The organism is Streptomyces cylindrosporus (assembly GCF_022698165.1).
GTDB classification, from domain to species: Bacteria; Actinomycetota; Actinomycetes; order Streptomycetales; family Streptomycetaceae; genus Streptomyces; species Streptomyces cylindrosporus.
Window position 1 is genome coordinate 246,655 of sequence record NZ_JALDAY010000010.1, and the last position, 16,549, is coordinate 263,203.

Below are 16,549 nucleotides of genomic sequence, written 5' to 3' on the forward strand. Positions count from 1 at the left end.
CAGAACTGACTGAGAAGAGTGAATGCGCTCATAAGCTCGTAGCTCCATTACTCCCTCCTCGTTACAGGTGATGCGATCCGCTACTTGGGATCGCATTGCCAACAAGGAGGAATAATGATCAAGAAGGTCGTCGCTGCTGCGGCTGCCACTGGTGGTCTGGTTCTCGCGGGTGCGGGCCTGGCCGTCGCCGACGCCGGCGCTCAGGGTGCCGCGGTGCACTCCCCGGGTGTCGCGTCCGGCAACGTCGTTCAGGTGCCGGTGCACGTCCCGGTGAACGTCTGCGGCAACACGGTCTCCGTGATCGGGCTGCTGAACCCCGCCTTCGGCAACACCTGCATCAACAAGTGACGTCGGCCCGTTGAGGGTCTTTCGTTCCACGCCCGTCGGCTCCGGAGCGCGTGCCATGCGCTCCGGGGCCGACCGGCCTTTTCCATCGAAGGCAGGGGGGAATTCAGAATGCGACAGGTCACCCGCAAGAGCCTGATGACCGTGGCGGCGGCGACCGGTGTGATCGCCGCGGCGGGCGGATACGCGCACGCCGACTCCGGGGCGAGCGGCTCGGCCTCGGACTCGCCCGGCGTGCTGTCGGGCAACACGGTGCAGGCGCCGGTGCACGTGCCGGTGAACGCCTGCGGCAACACCGTCAACGTCGTCGGCGTGCTCAACCCGGCGGTCGGCAACTCCTGCGCCAACCACGGCGGCTCGTCGTCCGGCGGTTACGGCGACTCCGGCGGCCAGGGCCACTCCGGCTCGGGGGGCGCACAGGCCGGCGGGCACAGCGGTCACTCGCCCGGGGTCGGTTCGGGCAACCATGTCGAGGCCCCGATCGACGTGCCGGTGAACGTGTGCGGCAACACCGTCGACGTCGTGGGCGTCGGGAACTCCGCCACGGGCAACGACTGCGGCAACGGCGGCGGTGCCGGGGGAGGGCACGGCACGCCTCCGGGCGGTGGGCACGGTACGCCTCCGGGCGGCGGCCATGAGACGCCGCCGGGGAACCCCGGGACTCCGGGGCAGCCGGGCACTCCTGGCAACCCCGGTACTCCGGGTACACCGGGTACCCCCGGCAACCCCACGACGCCCGGTCAGCCCGGCACTCCGGGTACCCCGAGCTCCCCGGGCGGCTCCTCGCACGCCAACCAGCCGGGCGCCCAGTCCGTCACCCAGCCCCTGGGCAGCGCGCAGCTCGCGCACACCGGCAGCGACGTGCCGCTGGGCCTGGCGATCCCGGTGGGTGCCGGGGCGCTGCTCGCGGGCGCGGTCCTGTACCGCAAGGCGCGTGCGTCGGCGTAGCGCGTAGCGGACATACCCGCGCATCCCGTACCGGACGCATCACGGAGCGGGCCCCGTCACGGCGGGGCCCGCTCCGTTTCCGTCTCCTTCGTCGTCGCCCCCGCTCACCACGTGGCGCGCACCTGGCGGATGATCCGCCGGCGCAACCGCACCCTGCGGCTGCCGTCGCGCATCAGACTGAGGCGGTCCAACTCCCAGTGTCCGTACTCGGCATGGTCCGTCAGCAGGCGTGTGGCGTCCTTGCGGGAGACCCCGCGCGGTACGTACACGTCGACAAATTCGTATTCCGGCATCGCATCTATTGTGCGGGCTGGGGCCCGGTACGGATAGCGTCTGCACTATGTCTGATGCTGCGCAGCCCACCGCTGCCGAGGTACGCGCCGCCGCCGAGGCGGTCAAGACCGCGCTCGACCGCCACCTGGCCGCGGTCGAACGCCGGTCGGGGGAGGACGACCCGGCCGTCTACGAGGCGTTCAACCAGCTGGCGGCGGCCGCCGAGGCGTACGACGAGCTGCTGTTCCACACCCACCAGGAGGTCACGCCGTTCGACATCCCTGCCACCGTGCCGCCGTACACCGGTCCCGAGCCGGAGGCGATCGGCGTGCTGATCCGCCAGGACTACACCGTGGTGGAACCGCAGCGGCTGCTGGCGCAGGCGGAGCGGATCCAGGTCGCGGAGGGTGGCGACGGGGTCGCCGTGCGTACCGACGAGGATCTCGACACCGCGCAGGCGCTGGAGCTGGTCTTCGGTGAGTTCGAGGCGGACGAGATCGCTTCGCGGCACAAGGAGTTCGGGCTGGCCGAAGGGGACTCGACGCTGTGGGTGACGCGGCTGGAGGAGGTTCCCGAGCCGGGGGAGTGGCTGGACGCGCCGTTCGAGCAGCCGGAGCAGGACCAGGTGATCTGTCGGTTCGAGGCGAGTACGTCGTTCGCCGACGGCGGGGTGGACGACGAGTTCGAGGACGACCTTGAGGTCGTGGAGCTGGACGAGGACGAGGAGTTGGAACCGCTCGACGTGGACCGCTGACGTCGTCGGGTGAAGGCGGCGGCCGGGGGTTGGTTCCCTGACCGCCGCCTTCGTGTGTATGGGGGTTGTCCAGGTGGGTCAGGTGGGTCAGGTGGGTCAGGTGGTCGTGGGGAGTTGGGTGGCCAGGAGGACCGGCAGGCGGGTTGTGCGGGGCTTGGCGGGGATTTCCGTCACCGCGCGCTGCAGGGCCTGGTCCGCGCCGTGGACCACGGACAGATGGCGGTCCGCCCGACTGAAGGCCGTGTAGACCCAGGGGCGGGTCAGGGACTGCGCCGCGTCGCCCGGGAGCACCACGACCGCCGCCGGCCAGCGGGTGCCCGCGGCCTGGTGCGCGGTGAGGGCCCAGCCGTGGCGTACGGACTGCTCCACCCGGTCCTTCGGTACGACCACGGGGGTGCCCGCGCAGGACAGGTGCAGGCCCTCCGCGTCGGCCTTCACCACCTGGCCGGGGACGGTCCGGCCGAGCGTGGGGGAGTAGGCGACACGGTCACCGGGGTCGAAGCCGGCGAAGCGGCCGGGGCCGGGGTTGAGGCGTTCCTTGAGGGCGGCGTTGAGGGCTCGGGTGCCTGCCGCTCCGCCGTGGGCCGGGGTGATCACCTGGGTCTGGTCGGCCGGGACGCCGATCGCCCTCGGGACCGAGTCGGCGACCAGCTGGACGGTGCGGTGCACGGCCTCGCCCGCGTCCCGCACCGGCACGATCACGACCTCCTTGCCGGGGGCGTCGACCTGGTTCAGCTCGCCGATGCCGATGCCGGAGACCAGTTCGCCGAGGGGGCCGAGGTCGGGCACGCGGGAGGCGACGTGGGGGCTGACGCGGGCCGCGAGCAGGTCGGCGAAGACCCGTCCGGGGCCGGCGGACCACAGCACCGCGGGATCCCCGACCAGCACCAGCCGGGCCCCGTCCCGCAGGGACTCGACGAGCAACGCCGCCGTCTCCACGTCCAGTTGAGGCGCGTCGAGCACGACGAGGAGGTCGAGGTCCAGGGCGCCGTCGGCGTCCCGGCCGGGGCCTTCGACGCCGGAGAGGAGACCGGCGACGGTGGCCACGGGCTGGGTGCCGACTGAGGTGGGCGGGGGTGCGTCGGTCGAGGTGGGCGGGGGTGCGTCGGTCGAGGTGGCCCGGGATGAGTTGGCGGAGGCGGCCCGGGGTGAGTCGGCCGATGTGGCGCGCGGTGAGTCGGTCGACGTGGAGTCTTCCTGCGCGTCGAACCGTGCCGCGAAGCGTGTCCGGCCGCTCGGGGTGTGTGCCGCCGCCCAGGCGCTGAGGCCCAGGGCCGTCGCCGCGCGCAGCAGCGTCGCCGGTTCGGTCAGGGACGCCTCGCCGCCGGTGTGCAGGACCAGGCCGTGGCCGGCGACCGCGCGGATCAGCTCGGCCGTGGAGCCCTTGGCCCGGGCTGCCGCTCGCTCCCACCCCTCCGCCGAACCGTCCTCCTTCGGCACGGAGTTGATGAGCCGGGCCAGGCCGTCGGCGAGGCTCTCCTCCGCGAGGGCGTACCGCTCCAGGCCGACCAGGATCCGCACCGGCTGTTCCTCGGTCTCGCCCTCCTCGTCCTCCTCCGGCTGCGGCGCACGCGGGTCGAGCGCGTCCTGGAAGACCAGCGCCTCGCCCTCCGTGACGGCGCTTTGCACGGCCGACTCGGCGTCCGGGACGCCCTGCCGGCCCAGGGCCGCGGTGAGCGTCTGCATCTCCAGTGCGGTGTGCCCGGCGACGGCCGCCTGCTCCAGGAGCCAGCCCGTCAGCGCGCGGCCCCGCCGCTCGTCGTCCGGGCCGGCCTCGGCGCCGAGCAGCGCACGCGCGAAGCCGTCGGCCTGCTCGGGCCGTACGCCGGTGACGCGCAGCAACTGCCAGGGATCCTCGCGGAGTTGCTCGTCCGCGCCCTCGCCGAGGGCGGCGGCGACCTGCGGGGCGAACGCGTCCGGGGCGCCGCCGTCGGCGAGCACGCGGCGGACCGCGTCGACGGCCTCCGCGGCGGGGGCCGCCACGGGCGCGGCCGGCTCGGGGGTCGGCTGCGGCCGCCGTACCGGCTCGGGGGCGGGGCGGCGCGGAGCGGGCGTCGGGTCGTCGAACACGGTCGCCGTGGGCTTGGCGCCGCTCTCCACGGCCCGCACGGCGGCGAGCAGGTCGGCGGCCTTCCCACTCAGCTTGGCCCCGCTGGCGATGGGCCCCGCCTTCTCGGCCTTCCGCCGCTTGATCCGCTCCCGCTCAACCTGCTGAGCCGCCAACTCGGCCGCAGCCTCGGACAACTGCCCAACAGCCGCACCTTCACCACCGACACCCACACCTACGGCCTCACCCGCGGAGCCCGCACGCGCGGCCTCACCCGCGGAGCCCGCACCCGCATCCCCGGCGCCGACGGGCTCACCCGAAGAGTCCGCGCCCGCATCCTCGGCACGCGCGGCCTCGCTCGCGTAGCCCGCGCTCACCCCCTCGGCGCCTGCGCCCGCGCCCTCCCCGCCGCTCGCTTCCGGCTCGGCCCCGCCGTCTGCCGCCAACGACGCTGCCTCGTCCTCGCCCGTGGCCTTCCCCGCCCCGTCCGCCTCCTCGGCCCCCCGGCCCGCCGCCGTCTCCGCGGCGTTGCCCTCCGTGGCCGTGCCCGGGGTCCCCGGCTCGGTCGGCTCCGTGGTCTCGGGGTCCGTGCTCACAGCGTGCTCCAGTCGTGATCGGGATAGCGGTGCACCGGTGCCGACACATCGTCGAGCGCCCGGCAGATCTCGTCAGGAAGACTAAGGGCCTCCACTGACAATGCGGCCGTGAGCTGCTGCGCGTTGCGCGGACCGATGACGGGCGCGGCCACGCCGGGGCGGTCGCGGATCCAGGCGAGGGCGACCTGGAGGGGGGTGACGGCGAGGCCGTCGGCCGCCGTCTGCACCGCGTCGACGATGCGGCTCGCCGTGTCGTCGAGGTACGGCGCGACGAACGGGGCCAGGTGCTCGGAGGCACCGCGGGAGTCGGCGGGCCGCGCGTCGCCCCGGTACTTGCCGGTCAGCACCCCCCGCCCCAGCGGCGAGGACGGCAGCATGCCGATGCCCAGGTCGAGCGCGGCGGGCAACACCTCGCGTTCCACGCCCCGCTGGAGGAGGGAGTACTCCATCTGCGTGCTCGCCAGCCGCGTCCGCACCCCAGGCGCCGCCAGCTGCCACGTGCCCGCCTTCGCCAGCTGCCAGCCGCAGAAGTTGGAGACCCCGGCATACCGGGCGCGGCCACTGCTGACCGCGAGATCGAGGGCCTGGAGCGTCTCGTCGAGCGGCGTGAACGGGTCGTACGCGTGCACGTGCCAGACGTCCACGTAGTCCGTGCCGAGGCGGGTGAGTGAGGCGTCCAGCGCGGAGAGCAGATGGCCGCGCGAACCGTCGAAGCGCCGGTCGGGGTCCGGCACGCTGCCGGCCTTGGTCGAGATCACCAGGTCCCGGCGCGGAACCAGCCCTTCTATGAGACGTCCGAGCAGGTACTCGGCCTCCCCGTCGCCGTACACGTCCGCCGTGTCGACGAGGCTGCCGCCCGCCTCCCAGAACGTCTTCAAGAGGTCCGCGGCGTCGTGCTCGTCAGTGTCCCTGCCCCAGGTGAGGGTGCCGAGTCCGATACGGGACACACGAAGGCCGGTGCGGCCGAGATGCCTCTGCTCCATGAACGCCGACACTACTGGCCTGAACCTGTGGTGTGGGGGCCTGTGGACAAGCAGTTTCCACAGGTTAGGGTCTGCGCAACAGGGACGACGTTACTGATCGGTAAGGGGAACGGCCATGCAGCTCGGGATCAATCTCGGCTACTGGGGCGCCGGAATGGACTCGGACAACCTGGAGGTGGCCAAGGAGGCCGACCGCCTGGGCTACTCCGTGTGCTGGGCCGCCGAGGCCTACGGCTCGGACGCGGCCACCGTGCTCAGCTGGGTCGCCGCCCAGACCGAGCGCATCGACGTCGGCTCGGCCATCTTCCAGATCCCGGCCCGCCAGCCCGCCATGACCGCGATGACCGCCGCCACCCTGGACTCGCTCTCCGGCGGCCGCTTCCGCCTCGGCATCGGCGTCTCCGGCCCGCAGGTCTCCGAGGGCTGGTACGGCGTCAAGTTCGACAAGCCGCTGGCACGCACGCGTGAGTACGTCGAGATCGTCCGCAAGGCGATGACCCGCGAGCGGCTGTCGTACGACGGCGAGCACTGGACGCTGCCGCTGCCCGACGGCCCGGGCAAGCCGCTCAAGCTGACCGTGCACCCCACGCGCGAGCACATCCCGTTGTACATCGCCGCGATCGGCCCGAAGAACCTCGAACAGACCGGTGAGATCGCCGACGGCGCCCTGCTGATCTTCCCCTCCGCCGCGCACCTGGAGGAGACCACGCTCAAGTACCTGCGTGCCGGGCGGGAGAAGGCCGGAAAGACCATGGAGGGCTTCGACGTCCACCCGACGCTGCCGCTCGCCCTCGGCGAGGACAAGGACGTGGCCACGCTCGCCGACGCCTTCCGCCCGTACACCGCGCTGTACGTCGGCGGCATGGGCAGCGCCAAGCAGAACTTCTACAACCAGCTCGCCCAGCGCATGGGCTTCGAGGCGGCCGCCGCCGAGGTCCAGGAGAAGTACCTGTCCGGCGACAAGCAGGGCGCCGCGGCCGCGATCCCGCACGAGCTGATCGACCAGACCACGCTGCTCGGTTCCGTGGACCGCATCGCCGACCGGATGAAGGAGTACGCCGCCGCCGGGGTGACGAGCCTGGCGCTCAACCCGGCCGGCTTCACCCTCGACGAGCGGCTCGCCGCGCTGCGCGCCGGGGTCGAGGCGCTGGGGCGGGCCGGGCTGGCGTAACACCGGGTTCGCACACGGAAGGTTTTCCGCGGCCGTGGTGGGGGCTCGGGGGTCTTCCCCGCCACGGCCGTCACGGGGAACAACGCCTGTGCGCGCATGCGGTTACGCTCCCGAAGTGACCCCGTGGGTCCTCCTTTTGGCGGAGTTGTCCGACACAGCTGTTGCAGCACCTCTGGCGCCGCATTTGACTCGTTCTTTGCGGATTGCTGCGGATCCGGCGAGTCCAGCGGAGAGGTGCCCATCGATGCTTTCGGCCAAGAGTCTGTTCACGGAGATCCTCGACGACGACGAGTCCTTCGCCCTGTTCTGCTCCATCGCGGCCAGCGGGGAGTCCCAGGGCGGCTGGGAGAACGCGCGCATCGCCGCTCTCGTACCGGAGAGCGAACGCGAGCTGGCCCCCAAGATCACCCGCCACGGTGCCGACGAGGACAAACACGGGCGGATCTTCAACGCACTCATGAAGAAGCGCGGACTGGACCCCGTCCCCGTCCCCTCCGACACGGACTACACGATGCTCCTGGAGCGGCACGGCATCGGACTCGCCCACGAGAAGCTCAAGGGCGAACAGCCGCTCACCGTGCAGGACATCGTCACCTACCTCGCCCACAGCCGGGTCACCGAACAGCGCGCCTCCGAGCAGATGGACCTGCTGCGCAAGCACTTCGCCGACCACCCCGACATCGGCCGCGCGGTGAAGATGATCTCGAACGACGAGGACAACCACCTCGCCTACTGCCACGAGGAACTGCTGCGCTTCGCGGGGGCCGGCCACGGCCGGGACATCCAGCGCACGCTGCGCGAGTGCGCGCTCGCCGAGATCCGCATCTACCGGGACGTCAGCCTCGCGGTCATGGCCCACATGGGCCGCATCCTCGGCTGGTCCAGGGCCAGGTCGGCCCTGCTCGCGGCCGGCATCCACGCCGTCTACGCGTACGAACGGTTCGCCGGCTGGCGCCGCATGGTGAGCCTCAGGATGCCGGAGCGGCGCGACGCGCTCGGTGGGCCCGCCTCCGCCGCCCCCGAGTTCGCCTGAGCGGCTCCTACAGCCAGCCCCGGCGCTTGAACTGCCGGTACAGCAGGACCTCCAGGGCGGCCATCGCCAGGATCACCGCCGGGTACGACCACAGCCAGTGCAGCTCCGGCATGTGGTCGAAGTTCATGCCGTAGATCCCCGCGATCATCGTGGGGATCGCGGCCATGGCCGCCCACGCGGAGATCTTCCGCATGTCGTCGTTCTGCCGCACGCTCATCTGCGCCAGATGCGCCGACAGCACGTCCGAGACCAGCCGGTCCAGGCCCTCCACGGACTCGTTCACGCGCGTGAGGTGGTCGCTGACGTCCCGGAAGAAGGGCTGCGCCTTCTCGTGCACGAACGGCACCCGCACACCGAAGACGCCCCCGCCAGCGAGCCGCGTCAGCGGCTGCGCGAGCGGCCCGGTGGCCCGGCGGAACTCCAGGATCTGCCGCTTGAAGGCGTAGATGCGCGAGGCCGTGTGCCGCGAGCCGCCGGTGCTCGGCGAGAACACCTCCGTCTCCAGCTCCTCCAGGTCGGTGCCGAGCTCGCCCGCCACCTCCACGTAGTGGTCGACCACGGCGTCCGCGATCGAGTACAGCACCGCCGTGGGCCCGTGCCGGAGCATCTCCGGCTCCTCCTCCAGACGATGCCGTACGGCGGCCAGCGGGGCCTCCTCGCCATGGCGCACGGTCACCACGAACGAGTCGCCGACGAAGACCATGACCTCGCCCGAGGTGACGATGTCGCTCTTGGTCTCGTACCCGATCGGCTTGATGACCATGAACAGCGAGTCGTCGTACACCTCCAGCTTGGGCCGCTGATGTGCGGTGAGGGCGTCCTCGACGGCCAGCGGATGCAGTCCGAACTCCTTCGTGACCCGGTCGAACTCCTCCTCCGTGGGCTCGTACAGGCCGATCCAGACGAAGGAGTCGTGCCCGCGGCGGCACTGCGCGAGCGCGGCCGAGAGGTCCGGGGGCCCGTCCTCGCGGCGCCCGTCGCGATAGATGGCGCAGTCGACGATCACGGTGCGTATTCTCCCGCCGTACTCCCGTGGGCGCACCCGCGTGTGCGCCTACCCTTGGCCGCATGCCCACGCTGATCCTGGTCCGGCACGGACGTTCCACCGCCAACACCGAGGGGCTGCTCGCCGGGTGGACGCCCGGTGTCGCCCTGGACGAACGCGGGGCCGCACAGGCCGCCGCGCTGCCCGGGCGGCTCGACGGGCTGCCGATCTCCGAAGTCGTCACCAGCCCGCTGCAGCGCTGCCAGGAGACGATCCGGCCCCTGCTGGAGGCCCGCCCGGAGCTCACCGCGCACACCGAGGAGCGCATCGGGGAGGCGCACTACGGCGACTGGTCCGGCCGCAAGCTCGCCGAGCTGGGGGACGAGCCGCTGATGCAGGTCGTCCAGGCACACCCCTCGGCCGCCGCGTTCCCCGGCGGGGAATCGATGCGCGCGATGGCCACCCGCGCCGCCGAAGCCGTACGAGAATGGAACGCGCGCGTGGAGCGCGACCACGGCGGTGACGCCGTGTACCTCATGTGCTCGCACGGCGACATCATCAAGTCGCTCGTCGCGGACGCACTCGGACTTCATCTCGACCTCTTCCAGAGGATTTCCGTTGAACCGTGTTCCATCACCGCGATCCGTTACACACGCCTGAGGCCGTTTCTCGTACGCCTCGGTGACACCGGTGACTTCACCTCCCTCGTGCCGCGCGAGGACCCCCCGGCGGAAGACGCCACGGTCGGGGGCGGTGCGGGCGCACCGTGATCGTCGGGCGCAGTAGGGTGAAGCGGTCGCAGTAGCCGCACCCATCCACGACTCCAGGAGACAGGACGTGTCCCGTCAGGTGTTCCTCTACGACCCTCCGGACCGCTTCGTGGCGGGCACGGTGGGGCTGCCCGGACGCCGTACGTTCTTCCTCCAGGCCACGGCGGGCGCCCGGGTGACCAGCGTGGCCCTGGAGAAGACCCAGGTCGCGGCGCTCGCCGAGCGCATGGACGAGCTGCTCGACGAGGTCGTACGGCGCAGCGGCGGCAACGCCGCGGTGCCGGCCGTCGCCCCCACCGAGGTCTCCGACAGCGCGCCCCTGGACACCCCCGTCGAGGAGGAGTTCCGGGTCGGCACCATGGCGCTGGCCTGGGACGGCGAGGAACAGCGCATGATCGTCGAGGCGCAGGCCCTCGTGGAGCTCGACGCCGACTCCGAGGAGGACCTCGCCGAGGCCGAGGAGCGCCTGCTCCAGGACGAGGAGAACGGGCCCCCGATGCTGCGGGTCCGGCTGACCGGCGCGCAGGCGAGAGCCTTCGCCAAGCGCGCCCTCGACGTCGTCAACGCCGGGCGGCCGCCGTGCCCGCTGTGCAGCCTCCCGCTGGACCCGGAAGGACACGTATGTCCGCGCCAGAACGGATACCGCCGCGGAGCGTGACCACGGCCGAGCTGCTCACCCGGGGTGAGCTCACCGTCCGCGGACAGATCCGGGACGCGTCCAACGCGGTGCTGTACTGCTCCGTCGCCCACGACGGCGAGGAGCTCGCCTGCGTCTACAAGCCGGTGCGCGGCGAGCGCCCCCTGTGGGACTTCCCGGACGGCACCCTGGCCCGGCGCGAGGTCGCCGCGTACGAGGTGTCCGAGGCCACCGGCTGGGGCCTGGTGCCGCCGACCGTGCTGCGCGACGGACCCTTCGGCGAGGGCATGGTCCAGCTGTGGATCGAGGGCGAGCCCGGCCCCGAGCTGCTGGCCCTGGTGGACGGCGAGGAGCCCGGGGAGGGCTGGAAGGCGATCGGCCTCGCGGAGGTGGGGGAGGGGAAGACCGCCCTGCTGGTGCACGCGGACGACGAGCGACTCAGGCGGCTGGCCGTCCTCGACGCGGTCATCAACAACGCCGACCGCAAGGGCGGCCATCTGCTGCCCGCCGGCGAGCGGCTGTACGGCATCGACCACGGGGTCACCTTCAACGCCGAGAACAAGCTCAGGACGCTGCTGTGGGGCTGGGCGGGGGAGCCGCTGACGCCGGAGGCGGTCGACGTCCTCAAGCGCCTCCAGGAGGCCCTCGCGCCCCAGGGAGCACTCGGCGGACGGCTCGCGGAGCTGATCACCGACGCGGAACTCGACGCCACGCGCGCGCGTGTCGCCGTACTCCTGGAAACCGGGAGGCATCCCGAGCCGGGCGGGGAGTGGCCGGCCATTCCGTGGCCGCCTGTGTAGGAGCACACTGGCCGGTAGCGCGCAAGAACGCCTTACCGGCCATCCGGCCCGGTCCGGTTCGTATACGGAACATCCGTCCGGTTAGGCTCATGACATGCATGCCTGGCCCGCTTCCGAGGTCCCCGCCCTGCCTGGTCAGGGCCGCGACCTGAGGATCCACGACACCGCGACCGGTGGTCTGGTCACCCTTGACCCCGGTCCCGTCGCCCGTATCTACGTCTGCGGCATCACCCCGTACGACGCGACCCACATGGGTCACGCGGCGACCTACAACGCGTTCGACCTCGTTCAGCGCGTGTGGCTCGACACCAAGCGGCAGGTTCACTACGTCCAGAACGTCACCGACGTCGACGATCCGCTCCTGGAGCGCGCGCACCGGGACGGCGTCGACTGGGTCGCCCTCGCCGAGCAGGAGACGGCCCTCTTCCGCGAGGACATGACCGCCCTGCGGATGCTGCCCCCGCGGCACTACATAGGCGCGGTCGAGGCGATACCCGGCATCGTGCCGCTCGTCGAGCGGCTGCGGGACGCGGGTGCCGCCTACGAACTCGAGGGCGACATCTACTTCTCCGTCGAGTCCGACCCCGACTTCGGCAAGGTCTCCGGCCTCGACGCGACCGCCATGCGGCTGCTGTCCGCCGAGCGCGGCGGCGACCCGGACCGCCCGGGCAAGAAGAACCCCCTCGACCCGATGCTGTGGATGGCCGCCCGCGAGGGCGAGCCCAGCTGGGACGGCGGCTCGCTCGGGCGCGGCCGGCCCGGCTGGCACATCGAGTGCGTCGCCATCGCCCTGGACCACCTCGGCATGACCTTCGACGTCCAGGGCGGCGGCTCCGACCTCGCCTTCCCGCACCACGAGATGGGCGCCTCGCACGCCCAGGTGCTGACCGGCGAGTTCCCCATGGCCAAGGCGTACGTGCACGCCGGCATGGTCGCCCTGGACGGCGAGAAGATGTCCAAGTCCAAGGGCAATCTCGTCTTCGTGTCCAGGCTCCGCTACGACGGCGTCGACCCGGCCGCGATCCGGCTCGCCCTGCTCGCCCACCACTACCGGGCCGACTGGGAGTGGACCGACCAGGTGCTCCAGGACGCCGTGGCCCGGCTCGGGCGCTGGCGTGCCGCCGTCTCCCGGCCCGACGGGCCGCCCGCCGAACAGCTCGTCGAGGAGATCCGCGAGGCCCTCGCGAACGACCTGGACGCCCCGGCCGCGCTCGCCGCGGTCGACCGCTGGGCCGCACGGCAGGACGCCGAGGGCGGTACGGACATCGGGGCCCCGGGTGTCGTGTCGCGTGCCGTGGACGCTCTGCTGGGCGTGGCGCTCTAGGCAACCGCGCGAAGAGGGGCGCTTCCTCCCCGCGGGGGAAGCGCCCCTTTCCGTCTGTCAGAGGGTGGTCAGACCCGCTGGATGCGGACGCTGCGCAGGACGTTGGGGGACTGGCTGTCCCAGACGCCGATCACCTGGTGCCCGAAGGCGAAGGCCTCCTGGATCTGCTGGTGGATCTGCGGGGTCGCGCTGTTGAGGATCCGGAACTGGTTGTTGATCCGTAGGAAGATCTGCTGCGGTTGCCCCGGGAGCGGCTGCACGATGTCGACGAAGCCGTTCGCCACACCGGCCGCCAGCGTCTGCTGCTGGGCCTGCTGGACGACCTGCTGGATCACGGCGTGCGCGAGCTGCTGGAGCTGCTGCTGGGTCTGCTGCTCCTGCTGCTGAGCCTGCTGGTCCTGCTGCTGTTGCTGACCGAACGGCTGTTGCTGCTGGCCGAGTTGCTGCAGCAGCTGCTGGAACGGCTGCTGCTGGCCGAGCTGTTGCAGCTGCTCCAGCGAGCCGCCGCCCATCCCCATGGGCTGCTGCTGGCCGAACGGCTGCTGCTGGTACTGCTGGTAGGGCGATGTGCTCGGGAACTGCTGGCCCTGCTGTTGTCCCAGTTGGCTCATCTGCGGGGTGGTGCTCATTCCGGTGTCACCTTCCCTTGATGGTTGGGATGCGTCAGCCCGTGACGACCAGGCCGACGATCTCGTCGTCCGAGAACCACACCCGGACGTCGGGCCGTCCCCCCGCGAAGGCGGAGTGCACCGCCTGGCGGATCTCGGGGGACGGGTGGTTGAGGTTGCGCCACGCCCCGGCCACGAACAGCCGTAGCCGCGGCGGGAGTTCACGGGGGTACGGCAGCAGCTCGTCCCAGTACTTCTCGGCCTGGCCCGAGCCGACCGCCTGCGGCAGCAGCCGGGTAACCGCCGCCTTGATGTCGGGCCGGCTGCCGATCCGCTGCGAGGCGGGCCGCCCCGGCGCGTCCTGCTGCGGGGAGCCCGTGGCCCGCAGCACTTCGCGCGCACGCCCCGGGGACATCGGCGGCAGGCCGGCCGCCTTGAGCATGCCCTGCAGCGCGGCCAGCGCGCCGACCACCACCGGGGAGGCGGCGGAGGTCCCGGAGAACGTGTCGGTGTACCAGGCGATCTCCTCGGGCCCGCCCTGCAGGTCGCCGGGCTTGTCCCAGAAGCCGCCGGTGGTCGTGACCTCGCGGCCCCAGCCCTGCGCGTCCACGCGGGCGCCGTAGTTGGAGAACGCGAGCCTGGAGCGGTCCGGCCCGTGGTCGCGGCCGTGCGTGCCGGGCGGCGGTGCGCCCGCGCCGACCAGGACCGCGCCGGAGGACTGGTTGGAGGGGTTGAAGGGGTTGCGCCACCACTCGGGGAACTCGTCGGGGCGGCGCTCGTACACCGCGTCGTCGAGCGACTCGGCGCCGTTGCCCGCGGCCGCCACCACGAGGACGCCCTTGGCGGTCGCGTAGCGGACGGCCGCGAAGTCGTCCGGCCACCATTCGAGCGCGACATAGCCGCGCTGGTCGTCCCGGTCGGCGAACTCGAACCGGGGCCCCGGGCGGTGCAGTTCGACCAGTACGACGTCGCCGGGGCCGAGCCGGTCGGCCGCCGCGTGGATCGCGGCCGCGGTGCCGATGCCCTGGAAGGACGCGGCCGCGGTCACCGCCTCCGGCACGATGCCGTTCACCCCGTACTCGTTGCGGTCGCCGCCGATCACGCCGATCACCGCGGTGCCGTGGTTGCGCCAGGCGACATCGGTCAGCGGGGTGCCGACCACGACGCCGGCCAGCTTGGCGGCCAGGTCCTCGTGCCCCAGCTGCCAGGCGCCCTCGACGTCGATGACCGTCACCCCCTGACCCGACCCACCGGGCCGCTGCCAGGCCCAGTGCGCGTCGATCCCCTCCGGCGCCGGACGCAGATAGCCCTGCCGGCTGCTGAAGTCGGGCGTCACCGGCGCCCCTTCCTTCAGCCGCCCGCTCTCCTCCGCCACGGATGCCGGTACGGCACCCGATTTGACGTACGCCGTCTCGACGCCCGGCAGTGCGGCGATCCGCGACCGCAGCTCCTGGGCCCGGCTCTCACCGCCGCGCAGCCGGTAGAACAGCGTCAGGTCGGGCACGTTCGCCTCGCCCGGCGCGGCGGACTGCTGCAGCCGCTCCTCGCTGCCGAACAGCGGCTGCAGCGTGAGCTGTTCGTCGCTGAGGAACATGTTCAGCGCCGACACGTCCGCGCCCGCGGCGGAGCGGACGCCCTCGGCCTGGGCACGCAGCCGGGCCTCGGGACGGGCGACGACGATCAGCTCCTGCTCGGCCCCTCGATAGGTGAATCCCGCTCCGTCGGGCCCGGGCCCGGACGTTCCCGGCCCTTGCGCCGGCTGTACCTGCTCGCTCATCGGGTACCGCTCCCCTCGGTCCGTGCGGGTGGCCGTCGGTGCACAACCAAGCACTCCGCGGGCGGCCCGTAAACCCCGTCTTCGGCAACGAGGTTTGAAACAAGTTGAATTGGGCAACCTGTGCAATCCGCCCGGAATCCGATGTCACGCCAAAAACCGGCCAAACACTGCCGAGGCGACCGTCGTACGGAGAGACGGAAACGGCAGACGGAAGGGGCGGTGCGCGTGATGCGCACCGCCCCTTCTCTGGTCGGTCCGGTCAGTCCTCCGACGAGTCCTCGTCGTCCGTGCCCGCTCTGTCGTCCGCGTCCGTCTCCGGCCTGGGCGGCTTCGGCGGTTTCGTACGGCCGCCGGGGCCGTCCCGCAGATACGACGAGCTGTCGCTGCCGTCCGCCGTGGCGTGCCCGCCGGAGCCGGCCGGGCCGCTGCCGCCGTCCCGGCGCCGCAGATACCGCTCGAACTCGCGGGCGATCGCCTCGCCCGAGGCCTCAGGCAGTTCCGCGGTGTCCCGGGCCTCCTCCAGCGTCTGCACGTACTCGGCGACCTCGCTGTCCTCGGCGGCCAGCTGGTCCACCCCCACCTGCCAGGCGCGCGCGTCCTCGGGCAGCTCGCCCAGCGGGATGCGCACGTCGATCAGGTCCTCCAGGCGGTTGAGCAGCGCCAGCGTCGCCTTCGGGTTCGGCGGCTGCGACACGTAGTGCGGTACGGCCGCCCAGAGGCTGACCGCCGGGACGCCCGCGTGCGTGCAGGCCTCCTGGAGGACGCCGACGATGCCCGTGGGGCCCTCGTACTTGGTCTCCTCCAGGTCCATCCGCCGGGCCAGGTCCGAGTCGGACGTGGTCCCGCTGATCGGGACCGGACGCGTGTGCGGGGTGTCGCCGAGCAGGGCGCCCAGGATGACCACCAGCTCCACACCGAGTTCGTGCGCGAAGCCGAGCAGCTCGTTGCAGAACGAGCGCCACCGCATGGACGGTTCGATACCTCGGACGAGTACCAGGTCACGCGGCTTCTCGCCGCCGACCCGGACCACCGACAACCTTGTCGTCGGCCACGTGATCTTGCGCACGCCGCCGTCCATCCACACCGTGGGGCGGTTCACCTGGAAGTCGTAGTAGTCCTCGGCGTCCAGCGCCGCGAAGACCTCGCCCTTCCATTCCCTGTCCAGATGCGCGACCGCGGTGGAGGCGGCGTCGCCGGCATCGTTCCAGCCCTCGAACGCGGCCACCATGACCGGGTCGATCAGCTCGGGAACCCCCTCGAGCTCGATCACCCAGGCCTCCTTCCGACGTGCCCTCGCTTGACCACCCAACCTTACGGCGTGCGGCGGGGGCGCTCGCAGCCCCCTTGCACGGGGGAGTGAACGGATCACTGCCCCGAACGCCACCCCGGAACACCCCCCTGCCGAGCGGGCCGCCGGAGATCACGGCAGCCCGCCTTTCACCCACTCGTGTGGCGACGTTCGGATCCGACACCCCGGGCGAAACGGCGGCCGGGCTCC

At 72.1% G+C, this 16,549-nt stretch carries 16 protein-coding genes; 9 read left to right on the forward strand and 7 right to left on the reverse strand.

Going from position 1 to position 16,549, the window contains the following annotated elements:
• Nucleotides 1-114: 114 nt before the first annotated feature.
• A complete protein-coding gene (gene chpH, locus MQP27_RS31955) occupies nucleotides 115-348 on the forward strand; it encodes a chaplin ChpH (protein ID WP_242770539.1) in 234 nt (77 codons plus the stop codon).
• 108 nt (nucleotides 349-456) lie between these two features.
• Complete coding sequence (locus MQP27_RS31960) at nucleotides 457-1,293, forward strand: chaplin (RefSeq protein WP_242770542.1); 837 nt, start codon at nucleotides 457-459, stop codon at nucleotides 1,291-1,293.
• A 104-nt stretch (nucleotides 1,294-1,397) separates the two neighbouring features.
• Here MQP27_RS31960 and MQP27_RS31965 read toward each other — a convergent pair whose 3' ends face one another.
• Nucleotides 1,398-1,586 carry a DUF5703 family protein gene (locus tag MQP27_RS31965; RefSeq protein WP_007380901.1) on the reverse strand — a complete coding sequence of 63 codons (189 nt, stop codon included), beginning with the start codon at nucleotides 1,584-1,586 and terminating at the stop codon, nucleotides 1,398-1,400.
• Nucleotides 1,587-1,633: 47 nt separating this feature from the next.
• On the opposite strand from MQP27_RS31965, the gene MQP27_RS31970 reads away from it, so the two are divergent.
• Nucleotides 1,634-2,320 (forward strand): hypothetical protein, encoded by a 687-nt coding sequence (locus MQP27_RS31970; RefSeq protein WP_242770545.1) that lies wholly within the window; start codon nucleotides 1,634-1,636, stop codon nucleotides 2,318-2,320.
• A 96-nt stretch (nucleotides 2,321-2,416) separates the two neighbouring features.
• Here MQP27_RS31970 and MQP27_RS31975 read toward each other — a convergent pair whose 3' ends face one another.
• Together MQP27_RS31975 and MQP27_RS31980 are read right to left on the reverse strand one after the other, a co-directional pair.
• Complete coding sequence (locus MQP27_RS31975) at nucleotides 2,417-4,963, reverse strand: helix-hairpin-helix domain-containing protein (RefSeq protein WP_242770548.1); 2,547 nt, start codon at nucleotides 4,961-4,963, stop codon at nucleotides 2,417-2,419.
• Nucleotides 4,960-5,946, reverse strand: coding sequence for an aldo/keto reductase (locus tag MQP27_RS31980; protein WP_242770551.1), 987 nt, complete (start codon nucleotides 5,944-5,946; stop codon nucleotides 4,960-4,962). The genes MQP27_RS31975 and MQP27_RS31980 overlap by 4 nt, the downstream gene beginning before the upstream one ends.
• 115 nt (nucleotides 5,947-6,061) lie before the next feature.
• On the opposite strand from MQP27_RS31980, the gene MQP27_RS31985 reads away from it, so the two are divergent.
• Nucleotides 6,062-7,117 carry an LLM class F420-dependent oxidoreductase gene (locus tag MQP27_RS31985; protein WP_242770553.1) on the forward strand — a complete coding sequence of 352 codons (1,056 nt, stop codon included), beginning with the start codon at nucleotides 6,062-6,064 and terminating at the stop codon, nucleotides 7,115-7,117.
• A 244-nt stretch (nucleotides 7,118-7,361) separates the two neighbouring features.
• Nucleotides 7,362-8,150, forward strand: coding sequence for a ferritin-like domain-containing protein (locus tag MQP27_RS31990; RefSeq protein WP_242770556.1), 789 nt, complete (start codon nucleotides 7,362-7,364; stop codon nucleotides 8,148-8,150).
• Nucleotides 8,151-8,157: 7 nt separating this feature from the next.
• Here MQP27_RS31990 and corA read toward each other — a convergent pair whose 3' ends face one another.
• A complete protein-coding gene (corA, locus tag MQP27_RS31995) occupies nucleotides 8,158-9,156 on the reverse strand; it encodes a magnesium/cobalt transporter CorA (RefSeq protein ID WP_242770560.1) in 999 nt (332 codons plus the stop codon).
• Between the two features lie 62 nt (nucleotides 9,157-9,218).
• Here corA and MQP27_RS32000 point away from each other — a divergent pair, with 62 nt between their 5' ends.
• The 4 genes from MQP27_RS32000 (at nucleotide 9,219) to mshC (ending at nucleotide 12,666) form a co-directional block, all read left to right on the forward strand.
• A complete protein-coding gene (locus MQP27_RS32000) occupies nucleotides 9,219-9,905 on the forward strand; it encodes a histidine phosphatase family protein (protein ID WP_242770564.1) in 687 nt (228 codons plus the stop codon).
• Between the two features lie 67 nt (nucleotides 9,906-9,972).
• Complete coding sequence (locus tag MQP27_RS32005) at nucleotides 9,973-10,563, forward strand: DUF3090 domain-containing protein (protein ID WP_242770567.1); 591 nt, start codon at nucleotides 9,973-9,975, stop codon at nucleotides 10,561-10,563.
• Nucleotides 10,527-11,342, forward strand: a complete 816-nt coding sequence (locus MQP27_RS32010; protein ID WP_242770570.1) for an SCO1664 family protein — start codon at nucleotides 10,527-10,529, stop codon at nucleotides 11,340-11,342. Before MQP27_RS32005 ends, MQP27_RS32010 begins: the two co-directional genes overlap by 37 nt.
• Before the next feature lie 94 nt (nucleotides 11,343-11,436).
• Nucleotides 11,437-12,666, forward strand: a complete 1,230-nt coding sequence (mshC, locus tag MQP27_RS32015) for a cysteine--1-D-myo-inosityl 2-amino-2-deoxy-alpha-D-glucopyranoside ligase (RefSeq protein ID WP_242770572.1) — start codon at nucleotides 11,437-11,439, stop codon at nucleotides 12,664-12,666.
• Between the two features lie 68 nt (nucleotides 12,667-12,734).
• Here mshC and MQP27_RS32020 read toward each other — a convergent pair whose 3' ends face one another.
• From MQP27_RS32020 to MQP27_RS32030, 3 genes are all read right to left on the reverse strand, one after another.
• The gene (locus tag MQP27_RS32020; protein ID WP_242770575.1) at nucleotides 12,735-13,295 is read right to left on the reverse strand and encodes a hypothetical protein; all 561 of its coding nucleotides are present in this window, start codon (nucleotides 13,293-13,295) and stop codon (nucleotides 12,735-12,737) included.
• A 34-nt stretch (nucleotides 13,296-13,329) separates the two neighbouring features.
• On the reverse strand, nucleotides 13,330-15,051 hold the full coding sequence (locus MQP27_RS32025) for a S8 family peptidase (RefSeq protein WP_242770578.1): 1,722 nt from the start codon (nucleotides 15,049-15,051) through the stop codon (nucleotides 13,330-13,332).
• Between the two features lie 259 nt (nucleotides 15,052-15,310).
• Nucleotides 15,311-16,321 carry a PAC2 family protein gene (locus MQP27_RS32030; protein ID WP_242770580.1) on the reverse strand — a complete coding sequence of 337 codons (1,011 nt, stop codon included), beginning with the start codon at nucleotides 16,319-16,321 and terminating at the stop codon, nucleotides 15,311-15,313.
• Nucleotides 16,322-16,549 lie beyond the last annotated feature (228 nt).